This window comes from Bacillus sp. C30, assembly GCF_040838255.1.
Lineage (GTDB): Bacteria > Bacillota > Bacilli > Bacillales > Bacillaceae_G > Bacillus_A > Bacillus_A mycoides.
Window position 1 is genome coordinate 16585 of sequence record NZ_JBFPJH010000005.1, and the last position, 24210, is coordinate 40794.

Genomic DNA, 24210 nt, shown 5'->3' on the forward strand with positions numbered 1-24210 from the left:
TGGTAGCAATCCAAAGTTTAACACAGAACCCCTTACAAGCATAGCATAAACAAGTGAAACTCCCATTGCTTTCATACCTTTTGATATTTTAAAGCTAAAAAGTGAAAAAAGACTTAGTACAAATAATAGTAATATCCTTCCTATTATAATTTCCATGTTGCTCTCTCACGATTTAGTCAACTTCACTTGTTATGACAAATGGCTAAAACGCATGTAGCCTACAATAAATTATAATCTGCCCTCATTATAGCTTGTTTTTAATAAAACGCTTACTTTTAATGAATTTTAAAAGTTCTGAATAAAAATCCATTTTCGCTACTTGTACCACTCGTATGTCGTCTGACTTATATAACAGTTTTTCTAAATGATCGGTATTATGTATTTTTATCCTATATCTTCACATCATTAAAACTTTCTGTGTCATCCTATATAAAAATAAAATGATAACAGTTTTATTTTTAATTTTTTTTAGAAATAAAAAAAAATGGCAACCTATCGTCACCATTTTTTCACAACATTCTTATCTTTCTACTGGAAATGATTTTAAATCCGTAGCTATTTCTGTATTAGAAAATAGCTCTCTTGCCTCTTTCAATAATTCCTTATATGTATCTCCTTGATAACGAGAACTAATATGAGTCAATATTAAGCGTTTTGCATTTGCCTGAAGTGCAATACTCGCAGCTTGCTTAGATGTGGAATGAAAATAATCATACGCTTGTTGTTCATCTTCTGCCGCAAAAGTCGCTTCATGAACAAGTACGTCAGCATCTTGCGCAAGCTCTCTACTCGCTTCGCAATATCGTGTATCGCCTAAAATTGTAATAACTCTTCCTTTTTGAGGCGGGCCAATAAAATCTTTTCCATCTAACACTGTGCCATTCTCTAATTCAACTACTTCACCATCTTTTAAGCGTTTAAAAACTGGACCAGGTTTCACACCCATTCCCAGTAACTTATCCACTAAAAGAGCTCCCTGTATATCTTTCTCTACAATTCGATATCCGAAGCATTCAATTCCATGTGATAACCTTTTTGTTTCTACACAAAATTCATTATCCTCAAACACAATACCTTCTTCCGTAATCTCAACGATTTCAAGTGGATATTTAACATGTGTCGTACTTACTAATAATGCCACTTCAATAAATTGTTTAATTCCTTTTGGTCCGTACACTGTTAATTTTGTTGTTCCACCTTGAAACGAACGGCTACCCAATAAACCCGGCAATCCAAAAATATGATCGCCATGTAAATGCGTAATAAATATTTTTTCAATGCGGCGTGGACGTACAGACGTATGTAGTATTTGATGTTGCGTCGCCTCGCCACAGTCAAATAACCAAGTCTGTCCTCGTTCTTCTAACAACTGCAAAGCAATTGCTGAAACATTCCTTCCTTTTGAAGGAACACCTGCACCAGTCCCTAAAAATACAAATTCCACTTTCTTTCCTCCAGCTCTTTATATAATCTATCTTTCATCTTACGGAATGTTATTTCAAATGGCAAATTGAATTTGTATAACCAATCATCTAGACAACTATATAACACGAACGTTATACTTAAAAAATTTAGCTATCGTTCGTATTTTGCGGTAAAATGATTGTACTACATTTTAAGGGAGCGTTTTATTATGAAAGAAGTATTTCGTTTACAAACTGATTTTTCATCTTCATTTGATCGCTGGGTAAGTTCTTTCGTTTCTGATCACCCAGCACAATTAGAATGGACGACTTTAAAAGAATTAATCCATGAATATACAACATCACATACAAATGAGACGTTACCAACATATATTTCTTCAGCTTTAACATATTACGCACAACGCGTTTCAACAACAAGTAACTCAGAAATTGTTATTTTTGAAAATCCTACAATCTCATAATCTATAATAAAAAGCACTGTAATCAGTGCTTTTTATTTATGTTCATTAAAGTATTTATTTTCCCGCCTTATTTCAAAAAACTCCGCTTATTTCCTACTATATAGCCATCATAAATCTATTTGATTTTTCAAAAAAAATAGATTGAAAAGATATTGACACTACGATTTTACAGTGCTAATATTCAACGTGTAATTGAATATGGTCTCTGTTAGGTGAGGCTCCTGTATAGAGAAACGCTGCTGCCCAAAAATGTCGAGAGACGCCAATGGGTCAACAGGAAAGGTCGGAATGAAGGCCTTTCTTAACGTAGCTGGTTTCAGTACCTATGCTATACAGTGCTAAAACTCAACGAGGGAGAGGTGCGTATGTTTTGTCATACACAAAAACTGTTTTTATCTATGTTTACTAACAGTCTTTGTTGTTGACTCTTTTTGACTACGAATTCAGACCTTTACTCGTTTTGAGTAAAGGTCTTTTTTATATCTTTATGCACCCTACTATGAAACAAACATAGCATATTCAGAAACTATTAAATTGTACGGAGGTGAGGAACAGTGTCAAGTGATGATTCGGCCCAGATACCCATATGTTTTACATTTATATTTCATCATGTAGGTAGGAAAGAAGCTGTTCCTCCCTGTTTAAAATAGTCGAGTAACAGATTGTTTCCTCCTTCATGAAAAGGAGGAACTACCAATGTTAAATTTACAAAAACAAGAAACGAAGCATGCTTACGATCAAGATAGCATGAAAGCAAATAACGAATTATTAGTGGAAGTTGCAACACAGGATGTAAACTCTGCGTTAAAACTCTTAGAAACAACACAAGATGGACTCTCTAAACAAGAAGCGTCTCGTAGACTTTCTTTATATGGTCCGAACGAAATCGCTCATAATAAAACATTGCCGTGGTACATTCAATTTCTGCTGGCATTTAAAAATCCATTTATTTTTGTTTTGTTAGCTCTTGGAGCACTCTCTTTTTTCACAGATGATATACAAGGAACAATTGTCGTATCTGTAATGGTACTGCTAAGTGCAACGATTCGCTTTTTACAAGAATTCCGCTCTCAGAAAGCGGCGGATAAGTTAAAGGCTATGGTTCGAACAACTGCGAGTGTCTTTAGAATAGATGGATTTGTACACGAAACAAAAAACGTAACAAATTTAAATCGAAATTACACAACAGAAATTCCAATTGAAGAACTTGTACCTGGCGATATTATTTCACTTTCAGCTGGTGATATCGTGCCAGCTGATGTGCGTATTTTATCCGCAAAAGATTTATTTGTTAATCAGTCTTCTTTAACCGGGGAAGCACTTCCTGTAGAAAAATACGAAAACTGCTACCATACGGAAAATAAACATATATTACCGAAAAACATGAAAAAAAATTACAATCCGCTCGATATGGAAAACCTTTGCTTTATGGGTACAAATATTGTTAGCGGTAGCGCAAAAGCTGTTGTTGTTTCAACTAGTACGGATACGTATTTCGGCTCTTTAGCAAAAAAGGTTATCGGAAAACGTGCAGAAACAAACTTTGATAAAGGCGTAAACAAAGTAAGTTGGCTCTTAATCACATTCATGCTTATTATGGCACCCATTGTCCTTCTCATTAATGGATTCACAAAAGGAGATTGGCAAGAAGCTTTTTTCTTTGCTATTGCTGTTGCAGTTGGCCTTACACCTGAAATGCTGCCAATGATTGTAACTGCTAATTTAGCTAAAGGCGCCGTGAACATGTCTAAACAAAAAGTAATTGTAAAACAGCTCAACTCAATTCAAAACTTAGGTGCTATGAACATTCTTTGCACAGATAAAACTGGAACTTTAACAGAAGATAAAGTTGTCCTAGTTCGTCATTTAGATCCTAACGGAAATGAATGCGATCGTGTATTACACTTTGCCTATTTAAATAGCTTCTATCAAACTGGATTGAAAAATTTAATAGATAAAGCTGTTATTGAACATACAGAGGAGAACCATAAATTTGATCCATCAGCTTTTCAAAAGCTAGATGAAATTCCATTCGATTTTGCTCGGCGTCGCATGTCTGTCATCGTGAAAAATATTTTAGGTGAACATACAATGGTTTGTAAAGGTGCCGTAGAAGAAATTTTATCAATTTGTAACTACACTGAAGTTGATGGACAAATTGTCCCTCTCACTGAAGAAATGAGAGTAAATGTAAAACATCTTAGCGAAACTTTAAATAGTGAAGGAATGCGTGTCATCGCTGTAGCATACAAGAACGATAACAAACCTTATCATAAAGCTTATGCAGTACAAGATGAATCCGCTATGATCCTTACTGGATATATCGGCTTTTTAGATCCACCTAAACCATCTGCTGCTTCTGCAATTCAAGCATTGCAAAAACATGGCGTACAAGTGAAAATCTTAACAGGCGATAACGAAATTGTTACAAAAAAAGTTTGTAAAGAAGTGGGATTAAATATAGGTGAGCCTGTCCTCGGTTACGAAATTGATTCTTTACCAGATAAAACATTAGCAACACTGGCAGAAGAAACAACAGTGTTCGCAAAACTAAATCCAATGCAAAAGTCCCGCATCATTCGCGTATTGCAAGGTAATGGTCATACTGTAGGTTATATGGGGGATGGTATTAACGATGCCGTTGCACTACGTGATGCTGATGTTGGAATATCTGTTGATACTGCTACTGACATTGCAAAAGAATCTTCCGATATTATTTTACTTGAAAAAAGTTTAACTATATTAGAAGCAGGTATTTTAGAAGGACGCACTACTTTCGGCAATATTTTAAAATATATAAAAATGACAGCTAGCTCTAACTTTGGAAATGTATTTAGTGTATTAGTGGCAAGTGCTTTCATTCCATTTTTACCGATGCTTGCAATTCATCTCTTAATTCAAAACTTACTTTATGATATTTCACAGCTTTCAATCCCATGGGATAAAATGGATAAGGAATTTCTAGAGAAGCCTAGAAAATGGGATACTGCAAACTTGCGTAACTTCATTATTTGCATCGGTCCAATTAGCTCTATATTCGATATTATCACATTCGTTGTCATGTGGAATGTGTTCGGTGCAAATACACCTGGAGAACAATCGCTATTCCAATCTGGTTGGTTTGTCGTTGGGTTGCTAACTCAAACATTAATTGTCCATATGATTAGAACACAGAAAATTCCGTTCATTCAAAGTACAGCATCAATACCAGTTCTTATATTAACCGCTTGTATTATGGCAATCGGAATTTACATTCCATTCTCACCACTTGGTGCAGCAATTGGTTTACAAGCATTACCACTAAGCTACTTCCCGTGGCTCATAGGAATATTATTAGGTTATGCTTTCTTAACACAATTCCTGAAAAAGCTTTATATTAAAAAATTCCACAGCTGGTTGTAAAAATGAGAATGAGTGGGTATTTCTCACTCATTCTCAAAAAATATAACATGTACTTATATGTATGGAGGTAACCATGATGATATGGTATGACATCGTATTAAGGTTATTTATAGCAATTATTGTAGGAGCTTGCATCGGAATGGAAAGACAATGGAGACATCGAATGGCTGGATCCTCTCTTCCATCTAAAAAAGAAGGGTTTAAATCTCTAAAACCTTCTACATAAACTTATTTTCTAATTTTTGCTGAAACGACTTTTCTTGCTGACGCAATAATTGACTACCTCTCTGTAAAAGAGGTGTTCCATACTTTTCATTAATTTGATCAATAACAGCAAGTAACGGCTCTTCTTTCGCATCTTCTTCGAATGAAAACAAATCTAACTGTTTCACTGATTCTGTCTTCCACTCTAATTCAGTAGCTGTAACACCTAACAGACGAACAGAATCACCATCCCAGTGTTGCTTCCATAAACGTGATGCTGCTTGGAAAATAACCCGTTCTTCCCATATTGCATTTTTCAATTGTTTACTCCGTGTTACCGTGCGACGATCATGGTATTTAATCATAATTTGAATGTTATAACTAACGAGAGTTCGTTTTTGTAGCCTTTTGCTTACTGATTTCGATAATCTTTCTAACATATCAAGTAATTCTTTTTCTTCGTCCATATCCTTTGAGAAAGTCATCGAATTTCCAACGCTTTTATGTTGTCCCATTTGATTCGGATCAACTTCCCTGTCATCCATACCTTTTGCACGTTTTTGTAAATCAACACCGTGCTTTCCAATTTTAGCGCGAATGATATGCTCGTCTCCTTTTGCTAACTGTTCAATTGTATGTATATGAATGTCTTTTAGTTTTTCAGCTGTTTTCTCTCCGATTCCATGCATCTCTGCAACTGATCGTGGCCAAATAATTTCTGGGATATCACGTTTTCGAAGTACTGTAATTCCAAGAGGTTTTTTCATATCTGAAGCAGTCTTTGCTAGGAAAAGGTTTGGGGCAATCCCAATGCTACATGGAAGCTGTAACTCTGTTAGTAACGCTTGTTGAATCATCTTCGCTATTTCAAGAGGCGAACCGAGCGCATAGCAATCTGTAATATCTAAATACCCTTCATCTATAGAAAACGGTTGTATTTTTTCTGTAAAACGGGAAAGAATTTGAAACATTTGAAATGAAGCTTCTCGATATAATGTAAAATTAGGGTGCCTCACAACTAATTGCGGGCATAATCGCTTCGCTTCCCATAGAGGCATCGTCGTACGTATTCCATATTCTCTCGCCTCATAACTACATGTTATGATAATCCCTTTTCTCTCTTTTTCATTCCCCGCAATCGCTAATGGCTTTCCTTGTAATGATGGGTCATGAGCAATTTCGACAGATGCGAAAAAACAATTCATATCTACATGTAAAATAACACGTCCATTTTTCGGATACATTTCTCGCATACTACTCACCCCTTAAAGAACATTTGTTCCTTCATTATATCAAATTTCTTTACACGTTATAATAATTATTGGCTTTTCTCTATCTATTTTTTGCTATACTGTACGTAACAAATGGATATTATTGTAAAGGAGGTGAATCGTTATGAAACAACATAATAAACTCAATTATGTATTTATTATTATTATAGTAATCCTTGCGATTAATTATTTGTTACTTCCCCTTTTTAACATTAACATTTACGCTTTAGGAATCTTCTCTCATTTCATACGTTTTGCAACAACTTATGTACTTCCGTGGGTCTTCTTATATTGGCTTATCCGCCTTGTGAAAGCAATTGAATCAAAATAAAAAAAGACGTGTAAACCATAATTGGTTCACACGTCTTTTTGACTTTATTACTTACTTCGCTACTTCTTCGATAATAGCTACAACTAATTCTGCTGTTTTCGCTAATTCTTCAACAGGAATTTTTTCATTTGTTGTATGAATTTCTTCATAACCAACTGCTAAGTTAACTGTTGGGATACCATGTCCTGCGATTACGTTCGCATCACTTCCGCCACCACTTTGGTGAAGAGAAGGCGTACGACCAATGTTTTCAGCTGCACGTTTCGCAACTTCTACAACGTGATCGCCAGCAGCAAACTTAAATCCTGGATACATAACGTTTACTTCAACGTCTGCATGACCACCCATTTCTTTTGCAGTTGTTTCAAATGCTTCTTTCATTTTTGCAACTTGTGCTTCCATTTTCTCATTTATTAAAGAACGAGCTTCTGCAAAGATTTGAACATGATCGCAAACGATATTTGTTTGTGTACCACCTTCAAAACGTCCAATATTTGCAGTTGTTTCAGAATCGATACGACCAAGTGGCATCTTTGCGATTGCTTTTGCTGCGATAGTAATTGCAGATACACCTTTTTCTGGTGCTACGCCAGCATGAGCTGTTTTCCCGCGAATAATCGCATTCACTTTCGCTTGTGTTGGCGCTGCAACTACAATTTCACCAACTTTTCCATCACTATCTAATGCATAACCATATTTTGCTGTAATGCGCTCGCGATCTAACGCTTTTGCGCCAATAAGACCAGATTCTTCTCCAACTGTAATAATAAATTCAATTTTACCATGAGGAATGTTTTTCTCTTTTAAGACACGAATTGCTTCAAACATAGATGCTAATCCAGCTTTGTCATCGGCTCCTAAAATTGTAGTACCATCTGATACGATATATCCATCTTTAATAGAAGGCTTAATTCCATTACCAGGAACTACTGTATCCATATGAGAAGTGAAATAAATTGTATCAACACCGTCTTTTGTTGCTGGTAAAGTACAAATTAAGTTACCTGCACCATGACCAGTCACACCCATCGTGTCATCCTCAAATACTTCTACACCTAAAGCAGTAAATTTCTCTGTTAACACTTTGCAAATTTCTGCTTCAAATTTTGTTTCAGAATCTACTTGTACTAACTCCATAAATTCATTTACTAAACGTTCTTGATTAATCATAAGACTGCGCCTCCTGCACTACCATTATGTATGTAACAACATTAATTATAACAGAATTTCGCAAAAGTTTCGAAATACAAGACAAAAAACAGATGGTTAACACATCTAGATACCCATCTGCCTTCTATTACTCGTTTAACAATACCCAGCGCATATGATCTTCCCAGATGCCATTTACCATTAGCATTTTTCGAGATACACCTTCATATTGAAATCCTATCTTCGTCACTACTTGTATAGATGCTAAATTTCGTGGCATAATTGGTGCTTCTATACGATGTAAATGAAATTCTTCAAAGGTAACTTGAATTGCTTTTCTAAGCGCTTCTGTTGTGTAACCTTTATTCAATTCTTCCTTATCTAATTTATAACCGAGTACACAAGATTGATAAATTCCGCGAACAATTAGATTAAATGAAATACATCCAATAATTTTTGTATCATCACCCTTTTTAAAAATCCAAAGCCTGATAATCTTGCCTTCCGCGAACTCTTTTCTATCCTTTTGTAACTTTTTCTTTTGATAATCTAACGTGAAAAACCCCTCCGGTCTATACTCTTCCCACGCTTTTAAAAATTCACGATTTTTGTCGTAATATTGAAGAACTTTTTCCGCATACGACTCATCAATTTCTCTTAAATGTAAACGATCTGTCTCGTATATTTTCATCATTGTATCTCCATTCTTCAGCTTGCATAACAAAAAATTAATAATCTATCTTTTAACATATTCTCTACGTATGCTCAAATTTCCTGTAATATTTTGCACCCCCTTCCCGAATTTTGTCCTTTCTCTCCCCTTGTCCACAATTTCATTTCTCGTTACAATGAAATTGTACTGATTTGCAAGGAGGTTTAACGATGCATAAAAAAGCTCAAAAAATTATGGTTTATATAATGCTAATTTCTATGCTTGTAACAACATTACTTACTGGCGCAAGTATGTTTTGGTAAAAAGGACGATTCACTCGTCCTTTTTTTACTGCTTACACATACAAAATAGACCATCTCGAAATCGAGATAGTCTATCTTGTAATGAACATTTTATTTTATATATATTACAATTGCTACAATGCTAAAGGAAAAGGCCATTACAAGTGCTATTACAAAACTTGTATATTGTTTCTGCTGAAATGCCCCAATAACAAAAGTAAGATTGAGTAATGCCATAAATACAATCGCTACAACGTAAGAACATATATTAAAAGTTGCCAATATGAATGTAATAACAAATAGAAAACCAACACAAAACTGCATGTAAGAAATTTTTGGATTTAAATACATATGAGCAACCCCTTTACTCAATTATCTTTATATATTCTCATTAACGCATGGTTATGTACACATGTCAAGACAACTTATAATAAAAGAAAAAGCCAAGCGTTTCGTTGACTTTTCCAAATACTATGACCCCTTTTTCCTTCGCCAATTGCTGAAATGTTTTTTTCGATTTCACAATCGATACTTTCGTTCCAATTGGAATACGATCAAACAAATATTCCACATCATGTTTCTTCATTCTTATACATCCTTGCGAAATATATTTTCCAATTGAACTAGGTTGGTTTGTCCCGTGTATCCCATACTTACTTCCATCCGTGCCTCTTGCATTAAATCCCATCCATCTCGATCCAAGTGGATTTTTGGGAGAGCCCCCAGGAATATCCTTCGCAATATAATAGGGATCCTTCGCCTTCAATACAATGTCAAAGGTTCCTTCTGGGGTTAATTCATTTGTTTTCCCTGTCGCTACTGGAAAAACCTTTTGGATCTTCCCATCATCGATGTAAGCTAGTTTATTCGTTGCTTTATTTACAATTATAAAAGGATCTCCAGCACGTGGGTTATCACCAAGAGGCCAGATCGGTGATAGAGAAAGACATAATAATAAAGAAAGAAGATACGGCATATATAGTTCCTACCTTCTAAATAAGTTCTTTTATATTATCCTTTCCCTTAAAACGACTTTTAATGAGTAAATATTGCTCCATCTCATAAACAAGTTGAACAAGTTTTGCACGTATTTCAAATTCTTCTCGCGAGACTGGTAAAGGCATTTCTCTAAATACTTCTCGCATTTCTTGAAGTTGTCTTAACGAAATGACCCCTGTACTTTCAGGTCGAATAGAATTCCCTATATTTTCAATTACGTCTGCAATCATATCAGCTTGTTCATACGTCCAAGATAGTGATGCAGCTAATGGTATCATGCGCTCCAAAATTTCAAATTGTTGCATACGCATATCAAAATACCGATAATAATAGTCATCTTCACGCATAAATTCATTCTCAAGTTTTTTAAATGATAAATCTTTCGCTTCTTTCAGCATCATTTCTGTTTCAATTAATTCGGCCCCACTCCAATTACTATCTCGATTCCGTAAATAAACGACCATTTCAAACAAAATCGTTCTGAAATGCTCTTCTATTTTTCCTTGATACTCTTTCAGTTTATTCTCACTGCTTGGCATGTACATGTTTACTAATAAAGCGACACTAATTCCAATCGTTAATATAGCAATTTCATTACCAACTATAGACCATGTAATTTGCTTTAATGAATACAGATGCATAACGATAACCGAACTCGTGACAATCCCTTCTTGAATTTTGCACATAACTGCAGTTGGAATAAAGGTAAGCAGTAATACGCTAATCGCAAGTGGTGTATAACCAATCGTTTCAAAAATACAAAACGCAAATACCATCGATAATACACAAGCTAAAAAACGGTGCAACGATACTTGAACGGATTTTCGTTTCGTATTTTGCACACATAAAATGACTAAAATACCAGCTGAACTATAAAATTCTAATCCTAATAACTGAGCAATAAAAACTGCCGCTCCCGTTCCAAGCGCTGTTTTCACTGTTCTATATCCAATTTTAAACATATCATTACTCCTATATGTATAAATGTATTTAAAAATAGTATAAAAAAAAGGATGACGCAATGTCATCCTTTTCTACCTATTATTCACGTACCCTTCACATATTACAATATCTTTTGCAAAAATTCTTTTGCACGGTCACTTTTTGGTGCTGTAAAAAACTCTTCCGGATTACTATCTTCTACGAGCTTTCCACCATCTAAAAAGAGAACACGGTCTGCTACTTCTTTTGCAAATCCCATTTCATGTGTAACGATTGCCATCGTCATTCCTGTCGTAACTAATGATTTCATAACTTCTAACACTTCTTTCACCATTTCTGGATCTAGCGCAGAGGTCGGTTCATCAAATAACATAACTTCCGGTTCCATCGCTAACGCTCTTGCAATTGCTACACGTTGCTTTTGTCCTCCTGAAAGACGATTTGGATATGCATCTTTCTTATCTAATAACCCCACTTTTTCTAGAAGTTTCTCAGCTTTTTTTTCAGCTTCTTGCTTCGTTACTTCTTTTACATTGATAGGAGCATACGTAATATTTTCTAATACAGTCATATGAGGGAATAAATGAAAATGTTGAAATACCATTCCGACATTTTCACGAACGTGCATAATATTTGTTTTCGGATTCGTTACTTCTTCCGTTCCAATCCAAATGTGACCATCTGTCGGCGCTTCTAATACATTCATACAGCGTAAAAACGTTGACTTTCCAGATCCAGACGGTCCAATAATTGCAACAACCTCTCCTTTCTCAATCGTTGTTGTAATTCCTTTTAATACTTCATTTTTCCCAAATGATTTATGAAGGTTGTCAATTTTAATCACTTTTCTTCATTCTCCCTTCAATGGCTTTCCCGACTAATGTAAGAATAATTACTAATATATAATAAATAAGTCCAACAAAAAGTAATGGCTCAAGATATTTAAATGTTTCACCACCTACAATATAAGCACGGCGCATTAAATCAGTCGCTCCTATTACGGTTACTACAGCCGACTCTTTCATAAGTGTCGCAAACTCATTCACAAGTGCTGGTAATATATTTTTTAAAGCTTGAGGAAAAATAATATTTCTCATCATTTTACTGTACGGAATACCTAAAGCCATTGCTGCTTCTGTTTGTCCTTTATCGACTGCTTGAATGCCGGCACGAATTACTTCTGACATATACGCACCTGAATTTAAGCTAAATGCAAGTACAGCTGCTAAAAAGGCTGGTATCTCATAACCCATCATTTGCGGAACACCGAAATAAATAATCATTAATTGTAATACTAGCGGTGTGCCACGAAATATTGACGTATAAATATCTGCTGCAATATTTAATACTCGTATTCTAGCAATTTTGCAAAGTGCTAATAACGTTCCTAAAATAAATCCTACCACAGCTGATGCAGCTACAATTTTCAATGTAACCTCTAATCCCTTTAATATATATGGTATTGAAGGCGTAATTGCCGAAAAATCTAGATTCATCCTTTTCATTCCCCTCACAGAAAAGTGAAAGGCAGCTTATTTTCCGCTGCCAAACCATTTCTTCACTAATTTATCCATTTCTCCATTTTCTTGCATTTTCTTAATTACTTTATTAAATTCTTCTGTTTTATCACTATTTTTCGGAAGAGCAATTGCTGCACCTACTTCTTCTGGTGCTTCTTGAATTTCAATTCCTTGTAGTTCTTTCATTTTTTCTAAATATTTTTTTGCAACTGTGTCTTCTATAATTGCAGCGTCAAAACGACCAGCTTTAATTTCTTGTACGATTTCTGGTATACGGTCACGTCCCTCAGCTTTGAAATCGACTTGTTTCTGAAATTCTTTTGCCTTTTCTTCTTGAATTGACCCTGTTTGTACCCCTACTTTTTTCCCTTTTAAATCTTCTAACGATTTAATATTAGAGCCCTTTTTTGAAACGATCATATTTTTAGCAACAAAATAAATATCTGTGAAATCAGCATTATTTTTACGCTCTGCAGTTGGCGTCATACCTGCCATAACGAAATCAACTTTTCCTGAGCTAAGAGATGCTAATAATCCGCCAAAATCCATATCTTTCACTTTTACTTCATACCCAAGTTCTTTTCCGATATATTTTGCAATATCAACATCAAAGCCGATAATTTCATCACTTTTTGAAGCTTCCACGTATTCATACGGTTTATAGTCTGCTGAAGTCCCCATAACGAGTACTTTTTTATTTTCGCCATTCGCCTTTTCTTCCCCATTACTACAAGCACTGAACATACTTACAATTAAAATAAGTGCAAATGATATTGATAATAACTTCTTCATCTTTCTTCCCCCTAATAATGTATATTTAAAAGTTTAATAGAATATTTTTTCGATGTTTGTATTGTATCAGTACTTTCATTTTTATGCAATATTTAAAATAAAAATAAATATAAAAACAGCATTAAAGCTGTTGTTAATGCATAAAAATATGCATAAAATAACAACTTCCTGCATGTTTAATTATTTTAAAAACTAAATAAAAAAGGCGGTACACCCACTTAATCGTGGACGTACCGCCTTTTTCTCTTCCTTATAGTTCTTCGCAATTATCTTCGAAATAAGATTGTAGTTTTGCAATTACTTGCATTGGTTCATGACCTTCAATTTCATGACGTTCTACCATCGTTACAATTTTTCCATCTTTCAATAACGCAAATGATGGAGATGAAGGTGGATATCCTTCAAAATATTCACGAGCTCTTGCTGTTGCTTCTTTATCTTGACCCGCAAATACCGTTACAAGGTGGTTAGGGCGTTTATCATAATGTACGGAATGTGCAGCAGCAGGACGAGCAATGCCACCTGCACAACCACATACAGAGTTTACCATTACAAGTGTTGTACCATTTCTTTTAAATGCTTCTTCGACTGCTTCTGGTGTCGTCAATTCTGTATATCCCGCAGAGACAATCTCTTCACGCGCTTGACGGACAACATCATTCATAAAAAAGTTAAAGTTAATCAATCTTTTCCCTCCTCTAATTCTACCTATTTGTATCTTACCAGTTAATGTTTATGAAATACAAGTAAGTTTACTTGTATTTAGGCATAGAAAAGGTGTTAGAGCCCTTGCTCTAACACCTTTTTGTCACTTTTCCATAATTTTCATATATTCCGCAATCATTTTTTTATGCGATCCTACAATATAATCAGGTAGCTCTGTTAGTGGGAAGAATTTAAGCTGAACCGCTTCTTCTTTATTCATAACAAAATTCCCTTCGTATTCATCGGTATAATAGGCTGTCGTTACGGATTGAAACTCATCACCGTTTGTTAATTTTGAAAAATAGTTCGCTCCAGAAAATACATTGATTAATCGGAGGTTCTTTACTTCTATTCCTGTCTCTTCATATACTTCACGGTAAGCTGTTTCTTCTGGTGATTCACCAAGCTCCATTAGCCCGCCAGGCAACCCCCATTTTCCGTAAGGCTCTGTTCTTTGCTGTAATAATACATATCCACTTTCATTTATAACGAGTACAACAGCACCAACTAAAATTAAAGGGCGATGACCAACTACTTTTCGTAATTCCTCTACATATCCCATGGAAACACCTCCCATTTTTTCGTTGTCCACACTATTGTATCATATGTACGAAACGACAAAATGCGTCTATTTTTCATTTTTTTAACAAAACATTTATTTTATGCGCTTCATCTACTGTAGCTAACATAATGGATTCGATTTCTGCACTCTTCTCTAGAAATTCTTTCGCCCACTCTTCTGTTTTTCCTACTAAAGCTAGAACATCTTGCTGAATCCTCCCATCCTTTACTAATACAAAAGAAACTGGAGATCTTCTTCCCGCCACTTTCAGATCAAGCCGCGAAACTGCTTCATATTCTGGATACTGAAATATAGAAACAACACCATTCGCTTCCCACAATGCTAATTTAATCGTTTGAATATCGCTCACATTTCGCATACGAAGTTCCGAAAATAAATATTCCACCGTAATTCTCGCTTTTTTCAAATTGCTAAAATCAATGGAACCATTGTGTATAAGAATAATAGGTGCTGGCTCTAAAAAGCGTCTCCATCTATCCCATTTCAACATTAAGACTGAGCTTATAATGTGAAGTACAACGAGTATGAACGTTGTAATCATCGAGCCGAGTAACCCCACTTTTTCATCAGATAATGCGTTAGAAATATTCCCACCAAGCAATAATACTAATACGACATCTAAAAAACGAAGTTGTGCGATGGACCTTTGTCCCATCGCTTTCGCAACTAATATTAAAAATATGTATGCTATGATAGCTCGAATAACCCATTCACTATTAGATAGATGCCGTGCCCCTTCAAAAATATGCATATGCATCACTTTGCACTCCTTACCCGTCTCAAACTGCTATTCTGTTTTAGTTTGCAACGTTTAAGAGCATATATGTAAAAAAGCTAGTTCGTTTTTACACGAACTAGCTTTTTTACTTAACTGAAAACATATATTTTTTATACGTTTTCCGTACGGACAATATGAGCCCCATCATAATCATATTCGAGAATAAGGAACTTCCCCCATACGATAAGAAAGGTAGTGCAATCCCTTTTACAGGCATTAATCCGACGATCATACCAATATTTTGGAATATTTGAACTGTTAATATACCAATAGACCCAGCACATAATAATGTACCGAATAAATTATCAGCAGAATAACCGATAATAATTGTTCGATATAGCAGTAATAGGAACAAGAACACAACTAACGCGGCTACTATAAATCCACCTTCTTCGGCAATTGTAGCGAAAATAAAGTCAGTGTGTTTCTCCGGGATATAGACGTTCCCTTCACCGAATCCTTTCCCTTCCATACCTCCACTACCTACAGCTAAAATCGATTGCTGTGTTTGATAACCTTGATCTGTATGTTCAAATGGATCTAACCAACCTAAAATACGTGATTGTTGGTGAGGTTTTAGTAACGTAACTAACTTATTAAAGAAGAAATCCTCATACCTTACGTAAATAAATATTAACGCCGATAATATGGTGACTGGAATAACTGTACATAACGCTATCAATTTCTTCTGAATACCTGACATAAATAAAATACATGCAATTGCAGCAGCATATAAGAACACCATCCCTGTATCCGGTTGGCTATATACAACAGCCATAGGCGGGAGGGATACTAGCACAATTTTACCTACTAATTGTAAATCCGTTTGGAATGTCCTTGCCATATACTGTGCATTATGTTTCACTGCTATACTTGCTACTACGAGAAGCAATGAAATTTTGAAAAACTCAGATGGTTGAATTTGTCCAACTAACGGAAACACAAACCATCTTTTTGCACCTAATTTTTCAGGTGTGAAAGTGGAAACCGGTAGTATTTTCAAAAGAATAAGTGAACCAAATCCAACGATATAAAGTGGCCAAGACAATTTTTGTAATTGATCTAAGTCGATGCTTGCAACAAGCAGTAACAATACAACTCCAATTATGTAGTTCAAACCCTGTTTCATCGCAAAGTTTGCCTCTCCATATTGGCCAGTTTGCTGACTGCTATATATAGCAGCTATACTCGTAACACATAATGCAAACAAAATTAATATTAATTTTACATCTAAACTTTTTAGAAACTCGGTACTTCTTTTCATGACATCCTCCTGAAACATTGTTACAGCAAAATAAAAAACCAGGAGTCAACATTCTTCATGTTTTGACGACTGATTACACATTATCTATAAAACACTTATATAGAATAACTCTCTTTTTCATACAATACAATATATTATACTACAGTTTCGTCAGTAAGATTGGCCAAAAAAATTATTCTTTTCTTATTTTATATCTATATACCATATATCAGCAATGTATTTTCGTAAATTTCTAATACATACTCGTTCATTGTAAGATTGCTGGGAAAAGTGTTGTACATATAGTAGGATGCAAATGAAGAAATAAGATGATAAAAAGCTCGCATAAGCGAGCTTTTTATTAATATACAGATGTATTATTTTCTGACGTATTTTCTAGAATTTCTTTTACACGTCCTAAGAACTTACCACAAATTAGGCCATCTAGTACACGGTGGTCAAGTGATAAACATAAGTTAACCATGTCGCGAGCACCGAACATACCGTTATCCATAATTACTGGGCGTTTTACAATTGATTCAACTTGTAAAATAGCCGCTTGTGGGTAATTAATAATACCCATAGATTGAACAGAACCGAATGATCCTGTGTTATTAATTGTAAATGTCCCGCCTTGCATTTCGTCCGCTTTTAACGATTTCGTACGTACTTTTCCTGCAAGCTCTGTAATTTCACGAGCGATACCTTTAATCGTCTTCTCGTCCGCGTGTTTAATTACTGGTACAAATAGTTCATCCTCTGTTGCAACAGCGATAGAAAGGTTAATATCTTTCTTCTGAACGATCTTATCGCCAGCCCACATTGAATTGATTTGAGGATACTCTTTTAACGCTTGCGCTACTGCTTTTACGAAGAAAGCAAAGAACGTTAAATTAAAGCCTTCGCGCTTTTTGAAATCACCTTTAATTGAATTACGGTATGACACAAGGTTTGTCACATCTACTTCAATCATCATCCAAGCATGTGGCGCTTCGTGTTTACTACGTAACATGTTCGCTGCAATTGCTTTACGCACACCTGTTACTGGAATTTCGATATCGCCAGGCATTGTTGGTACAGAAACTGGTTTTGCAGCTTCTACTTTTTGTGCTACTGGCGCTGCTTTTGGTGCTTCTGGACGCGCTTCTACTACTGCTGCTACCGCTTCCTCTTTCTTCGCACCTGCTTGCGGAATATTTCCAGATTCCACTAGCTTTAAAATATCTTTACGAGTGATACGGCCATTTGCTCCCGTACCTTCTACTAAATCTAAATCAACATTATGCTCACCTGCAAGTTTTAAAACAGCTGGTGAAAAACGTGGTTTTCCATCAATTGGTTGTTTTGCTTTCGGTGCTTTTTCAGGCGTAGCTACTTCTGCCTTTGGTTCTTCTTTTGTTTTTTCCTCAACAGCTGTCGCTGCTACTTCATCTGCGCCTTCTACTTGAATAACACAAACTACTTCACCTACAGCTAACGTCTCACCTTCACCAGCGATTAATTCTTTCACAATACCAGTGAAAGAAGATGGCACTTCAGCATTTACTTTATCAGTCATTACTTCTGCAAGCGGATCATACTTGTTTACGTGATCGCCAACATTAACGAGCCATTTACTAATTGTACCCTCTGTAACGCTCTCCCCGAGCTGAGGCATTGTGATATTTTCTACAGCCATGTATAGTCCCCCCGATTAAAATTCCGCAAGTTCACGCATTGCTTTTTCAACTTTATCTGGATTTACCATAAAGAATTTTTCCATTGTTGGTGCATATGGCATTGCTGGAACATCTGGACCTGCAAGACGTGCGATTGGCGCATCTAAATCAAACAGACAGTTTTCAGCAATAATTGCTGCCACTTCACTTATAATACTTCCTTCTTTATTGTCTTCTGTTACAAGAAGAACTTTACCTGTTTTAGAAGCCGCTTCAATAATTGCTTCTTTATCTAACGGATATACCGTTCTTAAATCAAGAATGTGTGCAGAGATTCCATCTTGGGCTAACTTTTCAGCTGCTTGAAGAGCAAAGTGAACACATAATCCGTAAGTGATAACAGTAATATCATCACCTTCGCGTTTTACATCTGCTTTTCCGATTGGTAATACATAGTCATCTTCTGGCACTTCACCTTTAATTAAGCGATATGCACGCTTATGCTCAAAGAATAATACTGGATCTTCATCACGAATTGCAGCTTTTAATAAGCCTTTTGCATCATATGGTGTAGAAGGGATAACAATTTTTAAACCTGGTTGGTTTGCAAACATCGCTTCTACAGATTGTGAATGATACAATGCACCGTGAACACCCCCGCCGAATGGCGCACGAATTGTAACTGGACAAGTCCAATCGTTGTTAGAACGATAACGAATTTTTGCTGCCTCAGAAACAATTTGGTTTACTGCTGGCATGATGAAATCAGCAAACTGCATTTCAGCGATTGGACGCATACCATACATTGCCGCACCAATTGCTACCCCAGCAATTGCAGATTCTGCAAGCGGTGCATCAAGCGCACGATCTTCACCAAATTGATCATACAAACCGTGTGTCACTTTAAACACGCCACCTTTTTTACCAACATCTTCTCCTAAAACGAATACTTTCTCATCGCGTTCCATTTCTTCGCGCATTGCTAATGTAATAGCATCAATATAAGACATTACAGCCATGAAACGTTCCCCCCTATTCTGCGTATACGTGCTTCAATGCATCTTCAGGTGCTGCATACGGAGCATTTTCTGCATATTCTGTTGCTTCATTTACGATATGCATAATTTCGTCTAGCATTTGTTTTTCAAATTCCTCAGTTAACACACCAACTTCTTTTAAATAAGCTGCAAATGTTATAATTGAATCTTTTTTCTTCGCTTCTTCTACCTCTTCTTTATCACGATAAACACGATCATCGTCGTCACTAGAATGTGCTGTTAAACGATATGATACTGCTTCAATTAAAGTCGGACCTTCACCACGACGACCGCGGTCTGCTGCTTCTTTTACAGCTTTATATACTGCAAGCGGATCGTTTCCGTCTATTGTATATCCAGGCATGCCGTAACCAATTGCACGATCTGATACGTTTTTACATGCTAATTGTTTTTCAACTGGAATAGAGATTGCATATTTGTTATTTTCACACATGAAAATAACAGGTAGTTTGTGTACACCAGCAAAGTTTGCTCCTTCATGGAAGTCACCTTGGTTTGAAGAGCCTTCTCCGAATGTAACGAACGTTACTAAATCTTTCTTCTCCATTTTTCCAGCTAGTGCAATACCAACTGCATGTGGTACTTGCGTTGTTACTGGTGATGATCCTGTAACAATACGATTTTTCTTTTGACCGAAGTGACCAGGCATTTGACGACCACCAGAGTTTGGATCTCCAGCTTTTGCGAAAGCAGACAACATAAGCTCTTTAGCTGTCATACCAAACGCTAGTACAACACCCATATCACGGTAGTATGGTAATGCATAATCTTTCTCTCTATCAAGAGCGAACGCCGCTCCAACTTGTGCAGCCTCTTGTCCTTGACAAGAAATTACGAATGGAATTTTACCTGCACGGTTTAATAACCACATACGTTCGTCAATTTTACGTGCAAGTAACATCGTACGGAACATTTCTAATACTTGCTCATCACTTAAGCCAAGCTCTTCATGGCGCTTTTCTTTTACTTCTGCCATTTTTCATAACCTCCTAAATCCACATTTTTATGCGTGTAACGCTCTTCCATCTACAGCAAGTGCAGCTTCACCAATCGCCTCAGATAATGATGGATGCGGATGAATTGTATGTGCTACTTCCCAAGGTGTTGCATCAAGTACTCTTGCAAGACCAGCTTCAGAAATCATATCTGTTACATGTGGTCCGATCATATGAACACCGAGAATGTCATTTGTTTCTTCATCAACTACAAGTTTTACAAAACCGTCTGATTCTCCGTATACAAGTGCCTTTCCGATTGCACGGAATGAGAACTTACCTACTTTTAACTTATAGCCTTTTTCTTTTGCTTCTTGTTCTGTTAAGCCGACAGAAGCAACTTCTGGACTACTATATACGCATTTTGATACCATAGAATAATCAATTGGTGCAACTTCTTTACCAGCGATATGTTCTACTGCAACAATTCCTTCATGAGAAGCAACGTGAGCAAGTTGCAAGCCACCGATTACATCTCCAATTGCGTAAATATGAGATTCCTTCGTTTGATAAAACTCATTTGTTTGAATGTATCCTTTTTCCACAACAATATCTGTGTTCTCTAAGCCCATATTTTGCGTATTCGCTTGTCTTCCTACAGATACAAGCATTTTTTCTGCTTTAAATGCTTTGTTCTCACCGTTATGTTCAGCTTGAATTGTTACTCCATTATCTTTTACCAATGTTTCTGGTAATACTTTTGCACCAGTTACCACTTTAATACCTTTTTTCTTGAATAGACGTTGCATTTCTTTTGAAACGTCATTATCTTCTAGTGGTAATATGTTTTTCGCATATTCTAATACAGTAACTTCTACACCGAAGTCAGCAAGCATAGATGCCCACTCAATACCAATTACACCGCCACCAACGATAATGATTGAGCTAGGAAGCGTTTCCATTTTTAGGGCATGATCCGAAGACATTACATACTCTCCGTCTAACTCTAATCCTGGTAATGAATTTGGACGAGAACCTGTTGCAACAAGTACATTTTTTGGAATTAACATTTCATTCTCTTCTCCACTTGCAAGTTCAACTGAAATTGTACCTGGCATTGGAGAGAAAATAGATGGGCCAAGAATACGGCCAATACCTTCAAACACATCAATTTTACCTTGTTTCATTAAATGCTGAACGCCTTTATGAAGCTGCGTTACAATCTTCTCTTTACGCTCTTGTACTTTAGCAAAGTTTAGTTCTACATTACTTGCAATAACTCCGAACTCTTCTCCTTTTTTAGCAGTTGCGTATACTTCCGCACTACGTAAAAGAGCTTTACTAGGAATACATCCTTTGTGTAAACAAGTACCGCCAAGATTTTCTTTTTCAACAAGTGCAGTTTTTAACCCTAGTTGTGATGCACGAATAGCAGCAACATATCCACCAGTACCGCCGCCAACGATGACTAAATCATATTCTCTTGCCATTATCTCAACCCCTAGCTACTGTTTGTTTTTCTCGTACAATATATTCTTTTGGAGCTTCTTCTTCACGTAATACACGAAGTGCTCCTTCTGCTAATGCTTGTAATTCATCTTCTCCTGGATGTACGATAACATCTGCAATCCAGTGAACACGTTCTTTTATTTCATCGACAAGAATTTTACTGTACGCAAGTCCACCAGTTAATACGATTGCATCGATTTTCCCGTGAAGTACAGCACTAGCTCCGCCAATCTCTTTTGCAACTTGATACGCCATTGCTTTATAAATAAGAGTTGCTTCAGGATCACCTTTTTCAACCATTTGTTCTACTTTAATTGCATCGTTTGTACCGATAAGACTTACAAGTCCACCTTGTCCGACAAGTTTTTTAACCATTTCGTCTCGGTAATACTCACCAGAAAAACACATTTCAACTAATTGTCCTACTGGTACTGTACCAGCACGCTCTGGACTAAATGGTCCTTCTCCGTTTAAGCCATTATTAACATCGATAACTTTTCCTTTTTTATGAGCACCAACTGTAATACCACCGCCCATATGTGTAACTAATAAATTTAAATCCTCATATTTGTGATTTAATTCATCTGCTACTTTACGAGCAACCGCTTTTTGGTTTAATGCATGGAAAATACTTTTACGTTCCATACCAGCAATACCGCTAATACGAGCAATCGGTTCCATTTCATCTACAACGACAGGATCCACAATGAATGCAGGAATGTTTAATCCAGAAGCGATTTCATATGCTAAAATGCCTCCAAGGTTTGAAGCGTGATGACCGCTAAACCCATTTTTTAAATCTTCTAACATCGCATCGTTTACTGTATACGTACCGCCTTCGATTGGACGAAGTAATCCACCACGCCCACAAACAGCGTTTAATTTTGAAATGTTAATACCATGAGAATGTAGAACTTCTAAAATCGTTTCTTTACGAAACTCATATTGGTCGATAATTCGCTTATATTTTCCAATCTGTTCTACGTCATGACGAATAGTTTCTTCTAGAACGGGTCTTTCATTATCAAAAACACCAATCTTTGTGGATGTACTACCTGGGTTAATAACAAGAATTCGATTTACAGACAATGTTGCTACCTCCACTAATAAATTTAAAAGGAAGTGGAAACCTCATAAGAGGTAACCACACCTTTTGTAAAAGTTATATATGAATGATTAGCGACGGCTAATAATGTCGTGACCGTTGCGTAAGTATGTGCTACGAGAGTTTTTCAAGCTTGCAATGCGCTCTTCAGCTAGACGATCTGCTGCTACATAAGTTGCTATGCCATCGCGTTTTGAAATTTCGATTACTTTTGCAATTGTGTCATAAATAGACTCAACACGTTTTAATGCACGTTCTCTATTGTATCCATATAATTCGTCTGCTACGTTAATTACGCCACCTGCATTAATAACATAGTCTGGTGCGTATACAATACCCATTTCATGAATAAGGTCGCCGTGACGATCTTCTTTTAATTGGTTATTTGCAGAACCTGCGATTACTTTTGCTTTAAGTTGTGGAATAGTTTCATCATTAACTGTTGCGCCTAATGCACATGGTGCGTAAATATCACATTCAACACCGTAAATTTCATTTGGCTCAACTGCTGTTGCACCGAATTCTTCTACTGCACGTTGTACAGCTTCTTTATTAATATCTGTAACGATTAATTTTGCTCCTTCAGCGTGTAAATGTTTGCATAGGTGATATGCTACATTACCAACACCTTGAATAGAAATTACTCTTCCTTCTAGGTTATCTGTACCAAATGCTTCTTTTGCAGCTGCTTTCATACCACGGTAAACACCGTATGCAGTTACTGGAGATGGGTTACCAGAAGAACCGAATGATGGTGAAATCCCTGTTACAAAATCAGTTTCCTCATGGATAATATCCATATCATCTACTGTTGTACCAACATCTTCAGCTGTAATGTAACGTCCGTTTAGTCCTTGAATGTAGCGTCCTAATGCACGGAACATCGCTTCGCTTTTATCTTTACGTGGATCACCGATAATTACTGTTTTTGCACCACCTAAGTTTAAACCAGCTGCTGCATTTTTGTATGTCATCCCTTTTGCAAGACGCAATGCATCTTCAATCGCCGCTTCTTCAGAATCATATGTCCACATTCTTGTTCCACCAAGAGCTGGTCCAAGTGTTGTATCATGGATTGCAATGATTGCTTTTAAACCAGATTCTTTATCTTGACAAAATACCACTTGCTCATAATCATATTTTTCTAAGTATTCGAAGATTTCTAATGTCATTGTCGTTTCCCCCTA

25 protein-coding genes and 1 riboswitch are annotated in these 24210 nt (G+C 36.2%); of the genes, 5 read left to right on the forward strand and 20 right to left on the reverse strand.

Annotated features, from left to right (window positions below; translation table 11 throughout):
• Positions 1–520: 520 nt before the first annotated feature.
• Positions 521–1444 carry a ribonuclease Z gene (rnz, locus tag AB3X49_RS01310; protein WP_002014952.1) on the reverse strand — a complete coding sequence of 308 codons (924 nt, stop codon included), beginning with the start codon at positions 1442–1444 and terminating at the stop codon, positions 521–523.
• Positions 1445–1633: 189 nt separating this feature from the next.
• Between rnz and AB3X49_RS01315 the strand changes: the two genes are divergently transcribed.
• The 3 genes from AB3X49_RS01315 (at position 1634) to AB3X49_RS01325 (ending at position 5513) form a co-directional block, all read left to right on the forward strand.
• Positions 1634–1885 carry a DUF3932 family protein gene (locus tag AB3X49_RS01315; protein WP_000665712.1) on the forward strand — a complete coding sequence of 84 codons (252 nt, stop codon included), beginning with the start codon at positions 1634–1636 and terminating at the stop codon, positions 1883–1885.
• A 197-nt stretch (positions 1886–2082) separates the two neighbouring features.
• A riboswitch (M-box (ykoK) riboswitch) is annotated at positions 2083–2250 on the forward strand.
• 331 nt (positions 2251–2581) lie between these two features.
• Positions 2582–5287, forward strand: a complete 2706-nt coding sequence (mgtA, locus tag AB3X49_RS01320; RefSeq protein ID WP_367960189.1) for a magnesium-translocating P-type ATPase — start codon at positions 2582–2584, stop codon at positions 5285–5287.
• A gap of 76 nt (positions 5288–5363) precedes the next feature.
• A complete protein-coding gene (locus AB3X49_RS01325; RefSeq protein ID WP_162014387.1) occupies positions 5364–5513 on the forward strand; it encodes a hypothetical protein in 150 nt (49 codons plus the stop codon).
• Here the strand turns inward: AB3X49_RS01325 and AB3X49_RS01330 are convergent.
• Positions 5506–6744 carry a DNA polymerase IV gene (locus tag AB3X49_RS01330; protein WP_044442669.1) on the reverse strand — a complete coding sequence of 413 codons (1239 nt, stop codon included), beginning with the start codon at positions 6742–6744 and terminating at the stop codon, positions 5506–5508. The two genes, AB3X49_RS01325 and AB3X49_RS01330, sit on opposite strands and share 8 nt — an antisense overlap.
• Positions 6745–6886: 142 nt before the next feature.
• Here AB3X49_RS01330 and AB3X49_RS01335 point away from each other — a divergent pair, with 142 nt between their 5' ends.
• Complete coding sequence (locus AB3X49_RS01335) at positions 6887–7093, forward strand: hypothetical protein (RefSeq protein ID WP_002129020.1); 207 nt, start codon at positions 6887–6889, stop codon at positions 7091–7093.
• A gap of 51 nt (positions 7094–7144) precedes the next feature.
• Here the strand turns inward: AB3X49_RS01335 and AB3X49_RS01340 are convergent, their stop codons facing one another.
• Positions 7145–8263, reverse strand: coding sequence for a tripeptidase T (locus tag AB3X49_RS01340; RefSeq protein ID WP_002015107.1), 1119 nt, complete (start codon positions 8261–8263; stop codon positions 7145–7147).
• A gap of 127 nt (positions 8264–8390) precedes the next feature.
• Positions 8391–8936, reverse strand: a complete 546-nt coding sequence (locus tag AB3X49_RS01345; RefSeq protein ID WP_002015105.1) for a GNAT family N-acetyltransferase — start codon at positions 8934–8936, stop codon at positions 8391–8393.
• A 188-nt stretch (positions 8937–9124) separates the two neighbouring features.
• Here AB3X49_RS01345 and prli42 point away from each other — a divergent pair, with 188 nt between their 5' ends.
• On the forward strand, positions 9125–9217 hold the full coding sequence (gene prli42 / locus AB3X49_RS01350; protein ID WP_000549036.1) for a stressosome-associated protein Prli42: 93 nt from the start codon (positions 9125–9127) through the stop codon (positions 9215–9217).
• A 90-nt stretch (positions 9218–9307) separates the two neighbouring features.
• Here prli42 and AB3X49_RS01355 read toward each other — a convergent pair whose 3' ends face one another.
• From AB3X49_RS01355 to AB3X49_RS01430, 16 genes are all read right to left on the reverse strand, one after another.
• Positions 9308–9547 (reverse strand): DUF3894 domain-containing protein, encoded by a 240-nt coding sequence (locus AB3X49_RS01355; protein ID WP_002088543.1) that lies wholly within the window; start codon positions 9545–9547, stop codon positions 9308–9310.
• Positions 9548–9611: 64 nt separating this feature from the next.
• Positions 9612–10172 carry a L,D-transpeptidase gene (locus AB3X49_RS01360; RefSeq protein WP_367960191.1) on the reverse strand — a complete coding sequence of 187 codons (561 nt, stop codon included), beginning with the start codon at positions 10170–10172 and terminating at the stop codon, positions 9612–9614.
• Positions 10173–10188: 16 nt separating this feature from the next.
• Positions 10189–11157, reverse strand: a complete 969-nt coding sequence (locus AB3X49_RS01365; RefSeq protein ID WP_002033971.1) for an aromatic acid exporter family protein — start codon at positions 11155–11157, stop codon at positions 10189–10191.
• 101 nt (positions 11158–11258) lie between these two features.
• Positions 11259–11981 (reverse strand): amino acid ABC transporter ATP-binding protein, encoded by a 723-nt coding sequence (locus AB3X49_RS01370; protein WP_002088545.1) that lies wholly within the window; start codon positions 11979–11981, stop codon positions 11259–11261.
• On the reverse strand, positions 11974–12633 hold the full coding sequence (locus tag AB3X49_RS01375) for an amino acid ABC transporter permease (RefSeq protein ID WP_367960193.1): 660 nt from the start codon (positions 12631–12633) through the stop codon (positions 11974–11976). The genes AB3X49_RS01370 and AB3X49_RS01375 overlap by 8 nt, the downstream gene beginning before the upstream one ends.
• A 36-nt stretch (positions 12634–12669) precedes the next feature.
• A complete protein-coding gene (locus tag AB3X49_RS01380; RefSeq protein ID WP_002067072.1) occupies positions 12670–13449 on the reverse strand; it encodes a transporter substrate-binding domain-containing protein in 780 nt (259 codons plus the stop codon).
• 250 nt (positions 13450–13699) lie between these two features.
• Positions 13700–14113, reverse strand: a complete 414-nt coding sequence (locus AB3X49_RS01385) for a BrxA/BrxB family bacilliredoxin (protein ID WP_002015097.1) — start codon at positions 14111–14113, stop codon at positions 13700–13702.
• A gap of 144 nt (positions 14114–14257) precedes the next feature.
• Complete coding sequence (locus tag AB3X49_RS01390; RefSeq protein WP_367960194.1) at positions 14258–14716, reverse strand: NUDIX hydrolase; 459 nt, start codon at positions 14714–14716, stop codon at positions 14258–14260.
• A 73-nt stretch (positions 14717–14789) separates the two neighbouring features.
• Entirely contained in the window at positions 14790–15494 is a 705-nt protein-coding gene (locus AB3X49_RS01395; protein WP_367960196.1) for a DUF421 domain-containing protein, read from the reverse strand.
• Positions 15495–15600: 106 nt separating this feature from the next.
• Positions 15601–16779, reverse strand: coding sequence for an FtsW/RodA/SpoVE family cell cycle protein (locus AB3X49_RS01400; RefSeq protein WP_367960198.1), 1179 nt, complete (start codon positions 16777–16779; stop codon positions 15601–15603).
• 340 nt (positions 16780–17119) lie between these two features.
• On the reverse strand, positions 17120–18436 hold the full coding sequence (locus AB3X49_RS01405; protein ID WP_367960199.1) for a dihydrolipoamide acetyltransferase family protein: 1317 nt from the start codon (positions 18434–18436) through the stop codon (positions 17120–17122).
• Between the two features lie 15 nt (positions 18437–18451).
• Positions 18452–19435 (reverse strand): 3-methyl-2-oxobutanoate dehydrogenase subunit beta, encoded by a 984-nt coding sequence (bfmBAB, locus tag AB3X49_RS01410; protein ID WP_367960201.1) that lies wholly within the window; start codon positions 19433–19435, stop codon positions 18452–18454.
• A gap of 13 nt (positions 19436–19448) precedes the next feature.
• Positions 19449–20450 (reverse strand): 3-methyl-2-oxobutanoate dehydrogenase subunit alpha, encoded by a 1002-nt coding sequence (bfmBAA, locus tag AB3X49_RS01415; protein WP_002033961.1) that lies wholly within the window; start codon positions 20448–20450, stop codon positions 19449–19451.
• A gap of 27 nt (positions 20451–20477) precedes the next feature.
• Entirely contained in the window at positions 20478–21899 is a 1422-nt protein-coding gene (lpdA, locus tag AB3X49_RS01420; RefSeq protein WP_002015090.1) for a dihydrolipoyl dehydrogenase, read from the reverse strand.
• A 4-nt stretch (positions 21900–21903) separates the two neighbouring features.
• The gene (gene buk, locus AB3X49_RS01425; RefSeq protein WP_002088555.1) at positions 21904–23007 is read right to left on the reverse strand and encodes a butyrate kinase; all 1104 of its coding nucleotides are present in this window, start codon (positions 23005–23007) and stop codon (positions 21904–21906) included.
• A gap of 87 nt (positions 23008–23094) precedes the next feature.
• The gene (locus AB3X49_RS01430; protein ID WP_002015088.1) at positions 23095–24195 is read right to left on the reverse strand and encodes a leucine dehydrogenase; all 1101 of its coding nucleotides are present in this window, start codon (positions 24193–24195) and stop codon (positions 23095–23097) included.
• Positions 24196–24210: the final 15 nt, after the last annotated feature.

What these genes read in the sequence shown, in the direction of transcription:
- AB3X49_RS01315 (WP_000665712.1), top strand. Translation starts at nt 1,634, where the DNA reads ATGAAAGAAGTATTTCGTTTACAAACTGATTTTTCATCTTCATTTGAT.
- mgtA (WP_367960189.1), top strand. Translation starts at nt 2,582, where the DNA reads ATGTTAAATTTACAAAAACAAGAAACGAAGCATGCTTACGATCAAGAT.
- AB3X49_RS01325 (WP_162014387.1), top strand. Translation starts at nt 5,364, where the DNA reads ATGATATGGTATGACATCGTATTAAGGTTATTTATAGCAATTATTGTA.
- AB3X49_RS01330 (WP_044442669.1), bottom strand. Translation starts at nt 6,744, where the DNA reads ATGCGAGAAATGTATCCGAAAAATGGACGTGTTATTTTACATGTAGAT.
- AB3X49_RS01335 (WP_002129020.1), top strand. Translation starts at nt 6,887, where the DNA reads ATGAAACAACATAATAAACTCAATTATGTATTTATTATTATTATAGTA.
- AB3X49_RS01340 (WP_002015107.1), bottom strand. Translation starts at nt 8,263, where the DNA reads ATGATTAATCAAGAACGTTTAGTAAATGAATTTATGGAGTTAGTACAA.
- AB3X49_RS01345 (WP_002015105.1), bottom strand. Translation starts at nt 8,936, where the DNA reads ATGATGAAAATATACGAGACAGATCGTTTACATTTAAGAGAAATTGAT.
- prli42 (WP_000549036.1), top strand. Translation starts at nt 9,125, where the DNA reads ATGCATAAAAAAGCTCAAAAAATTATGGTTTATATAATGCTAATTTCT.
- AB3X49_RS01355 (WP_002088543.1), bottom strand. Translation starts at nt 9,547, where the DNA reads ATGTATTTAAATCCAAAAATTTCTTACATGCAGTTTTGTGTTGGTTTT.
- AB3X49_RS01360 (WP_367960191.1), bottom strand. Translation starts at nt 10,172, where the DNA reads ATGCCGTATCTTCTTTCTTTATTATTATGTCTTTCTCTATCACCGATC.
- AB3X49_RS01365 (WP_002033971.1), bottom strand. Translation starts at nt 11,157, where the DNA reads ATGTTTAAAATTGGATATAGAACAGTGAAAACAGCGCTTGGAACGGGA.
- AB3X49_RS01375 (WP_367960193.1), bottom strand. Translation starts at nt 12,633, where the DNA reads ATGAATCTAGATTTTTCGGCAATTACGCCTTCAATACCATATATATTA.
- AB3X49_RS01380 (WP_002067072.1), bottom strand. Translation starts at nt 13,449, where the DNA reads ATGAAGAAGTTATTATCAATATCATTTGCACTTATTTTAATTGTAAGT.
- AB3X49_RS01385 (WP_002015097.1), bottom strand. Translation starts at nt 14,113, where the DNA reads ATGAATGATGTTGTCCGTCAAGCGCGTGAAGAGATTGTCTCTGCGGGA.
- AB3X49_RS01390 (WP_367960194.1), bottom strand. Translation starts at nt 14,716, where the DNA reads ATGGGATATGTAGAGGAATTACGAAAAGTAGTTGGTCATCGCCCTTTA.
- AB3X49_RS01395 (WP_367960196.1), bottom strand. Translation starts at nt 15,494, where the DNA reads ATGCATATGCATATTTTTGAAGGGGCACGGCATCTATCTAATAGTGAA.
- AB3X49_RS01400 (WP_367960198.1), bottom strand. Translation starts at nt 16,779, where the DNA reads ATGAAAAGAAGTACCGAGTTTCTAAAAAGTTTAGATGTAAAATTAATA.
- AB3X49_RS01405 (WP_367960199.1), bottom strand. Translation starts at nt 18,436, where the DNA reads ATGGCTGTAGAAAATATCACAATGCCTCAGCTCGGGGAGAGCGTTACA.
- bfmBAB (WP_367960201.1), bottom strand. Translation starts at nt 19,435, where the DNA reads ATGGCTGTAATGTCTTATATTGATGCTATTACATTAGCAATGCGCGAA.
- bfmBAA (WP_002033961.1), bottom strand. Translation starts at nt 20,450, where the DNA reads ATGGCAGAAGTAAAAGAAAAGCGCCATGAAGAGCTTGGCTTAAGTGAT.
- lpdA (WP_002015090.1), bottom strand. Translation starts at nt 21,899, where the DNA reads ATGGCAAGAGAATATGATTTAGTCATCGTTGGCGGCGGTACTGGTGGA.
- AB3X49_RS01430 (WP_002015088.1), bottom strand. Translation starts at nt 24,195, where the DNA reads ATGACATTAGAAATCTTCGAATACTTAGAAAAATATGATTATGAGCAA.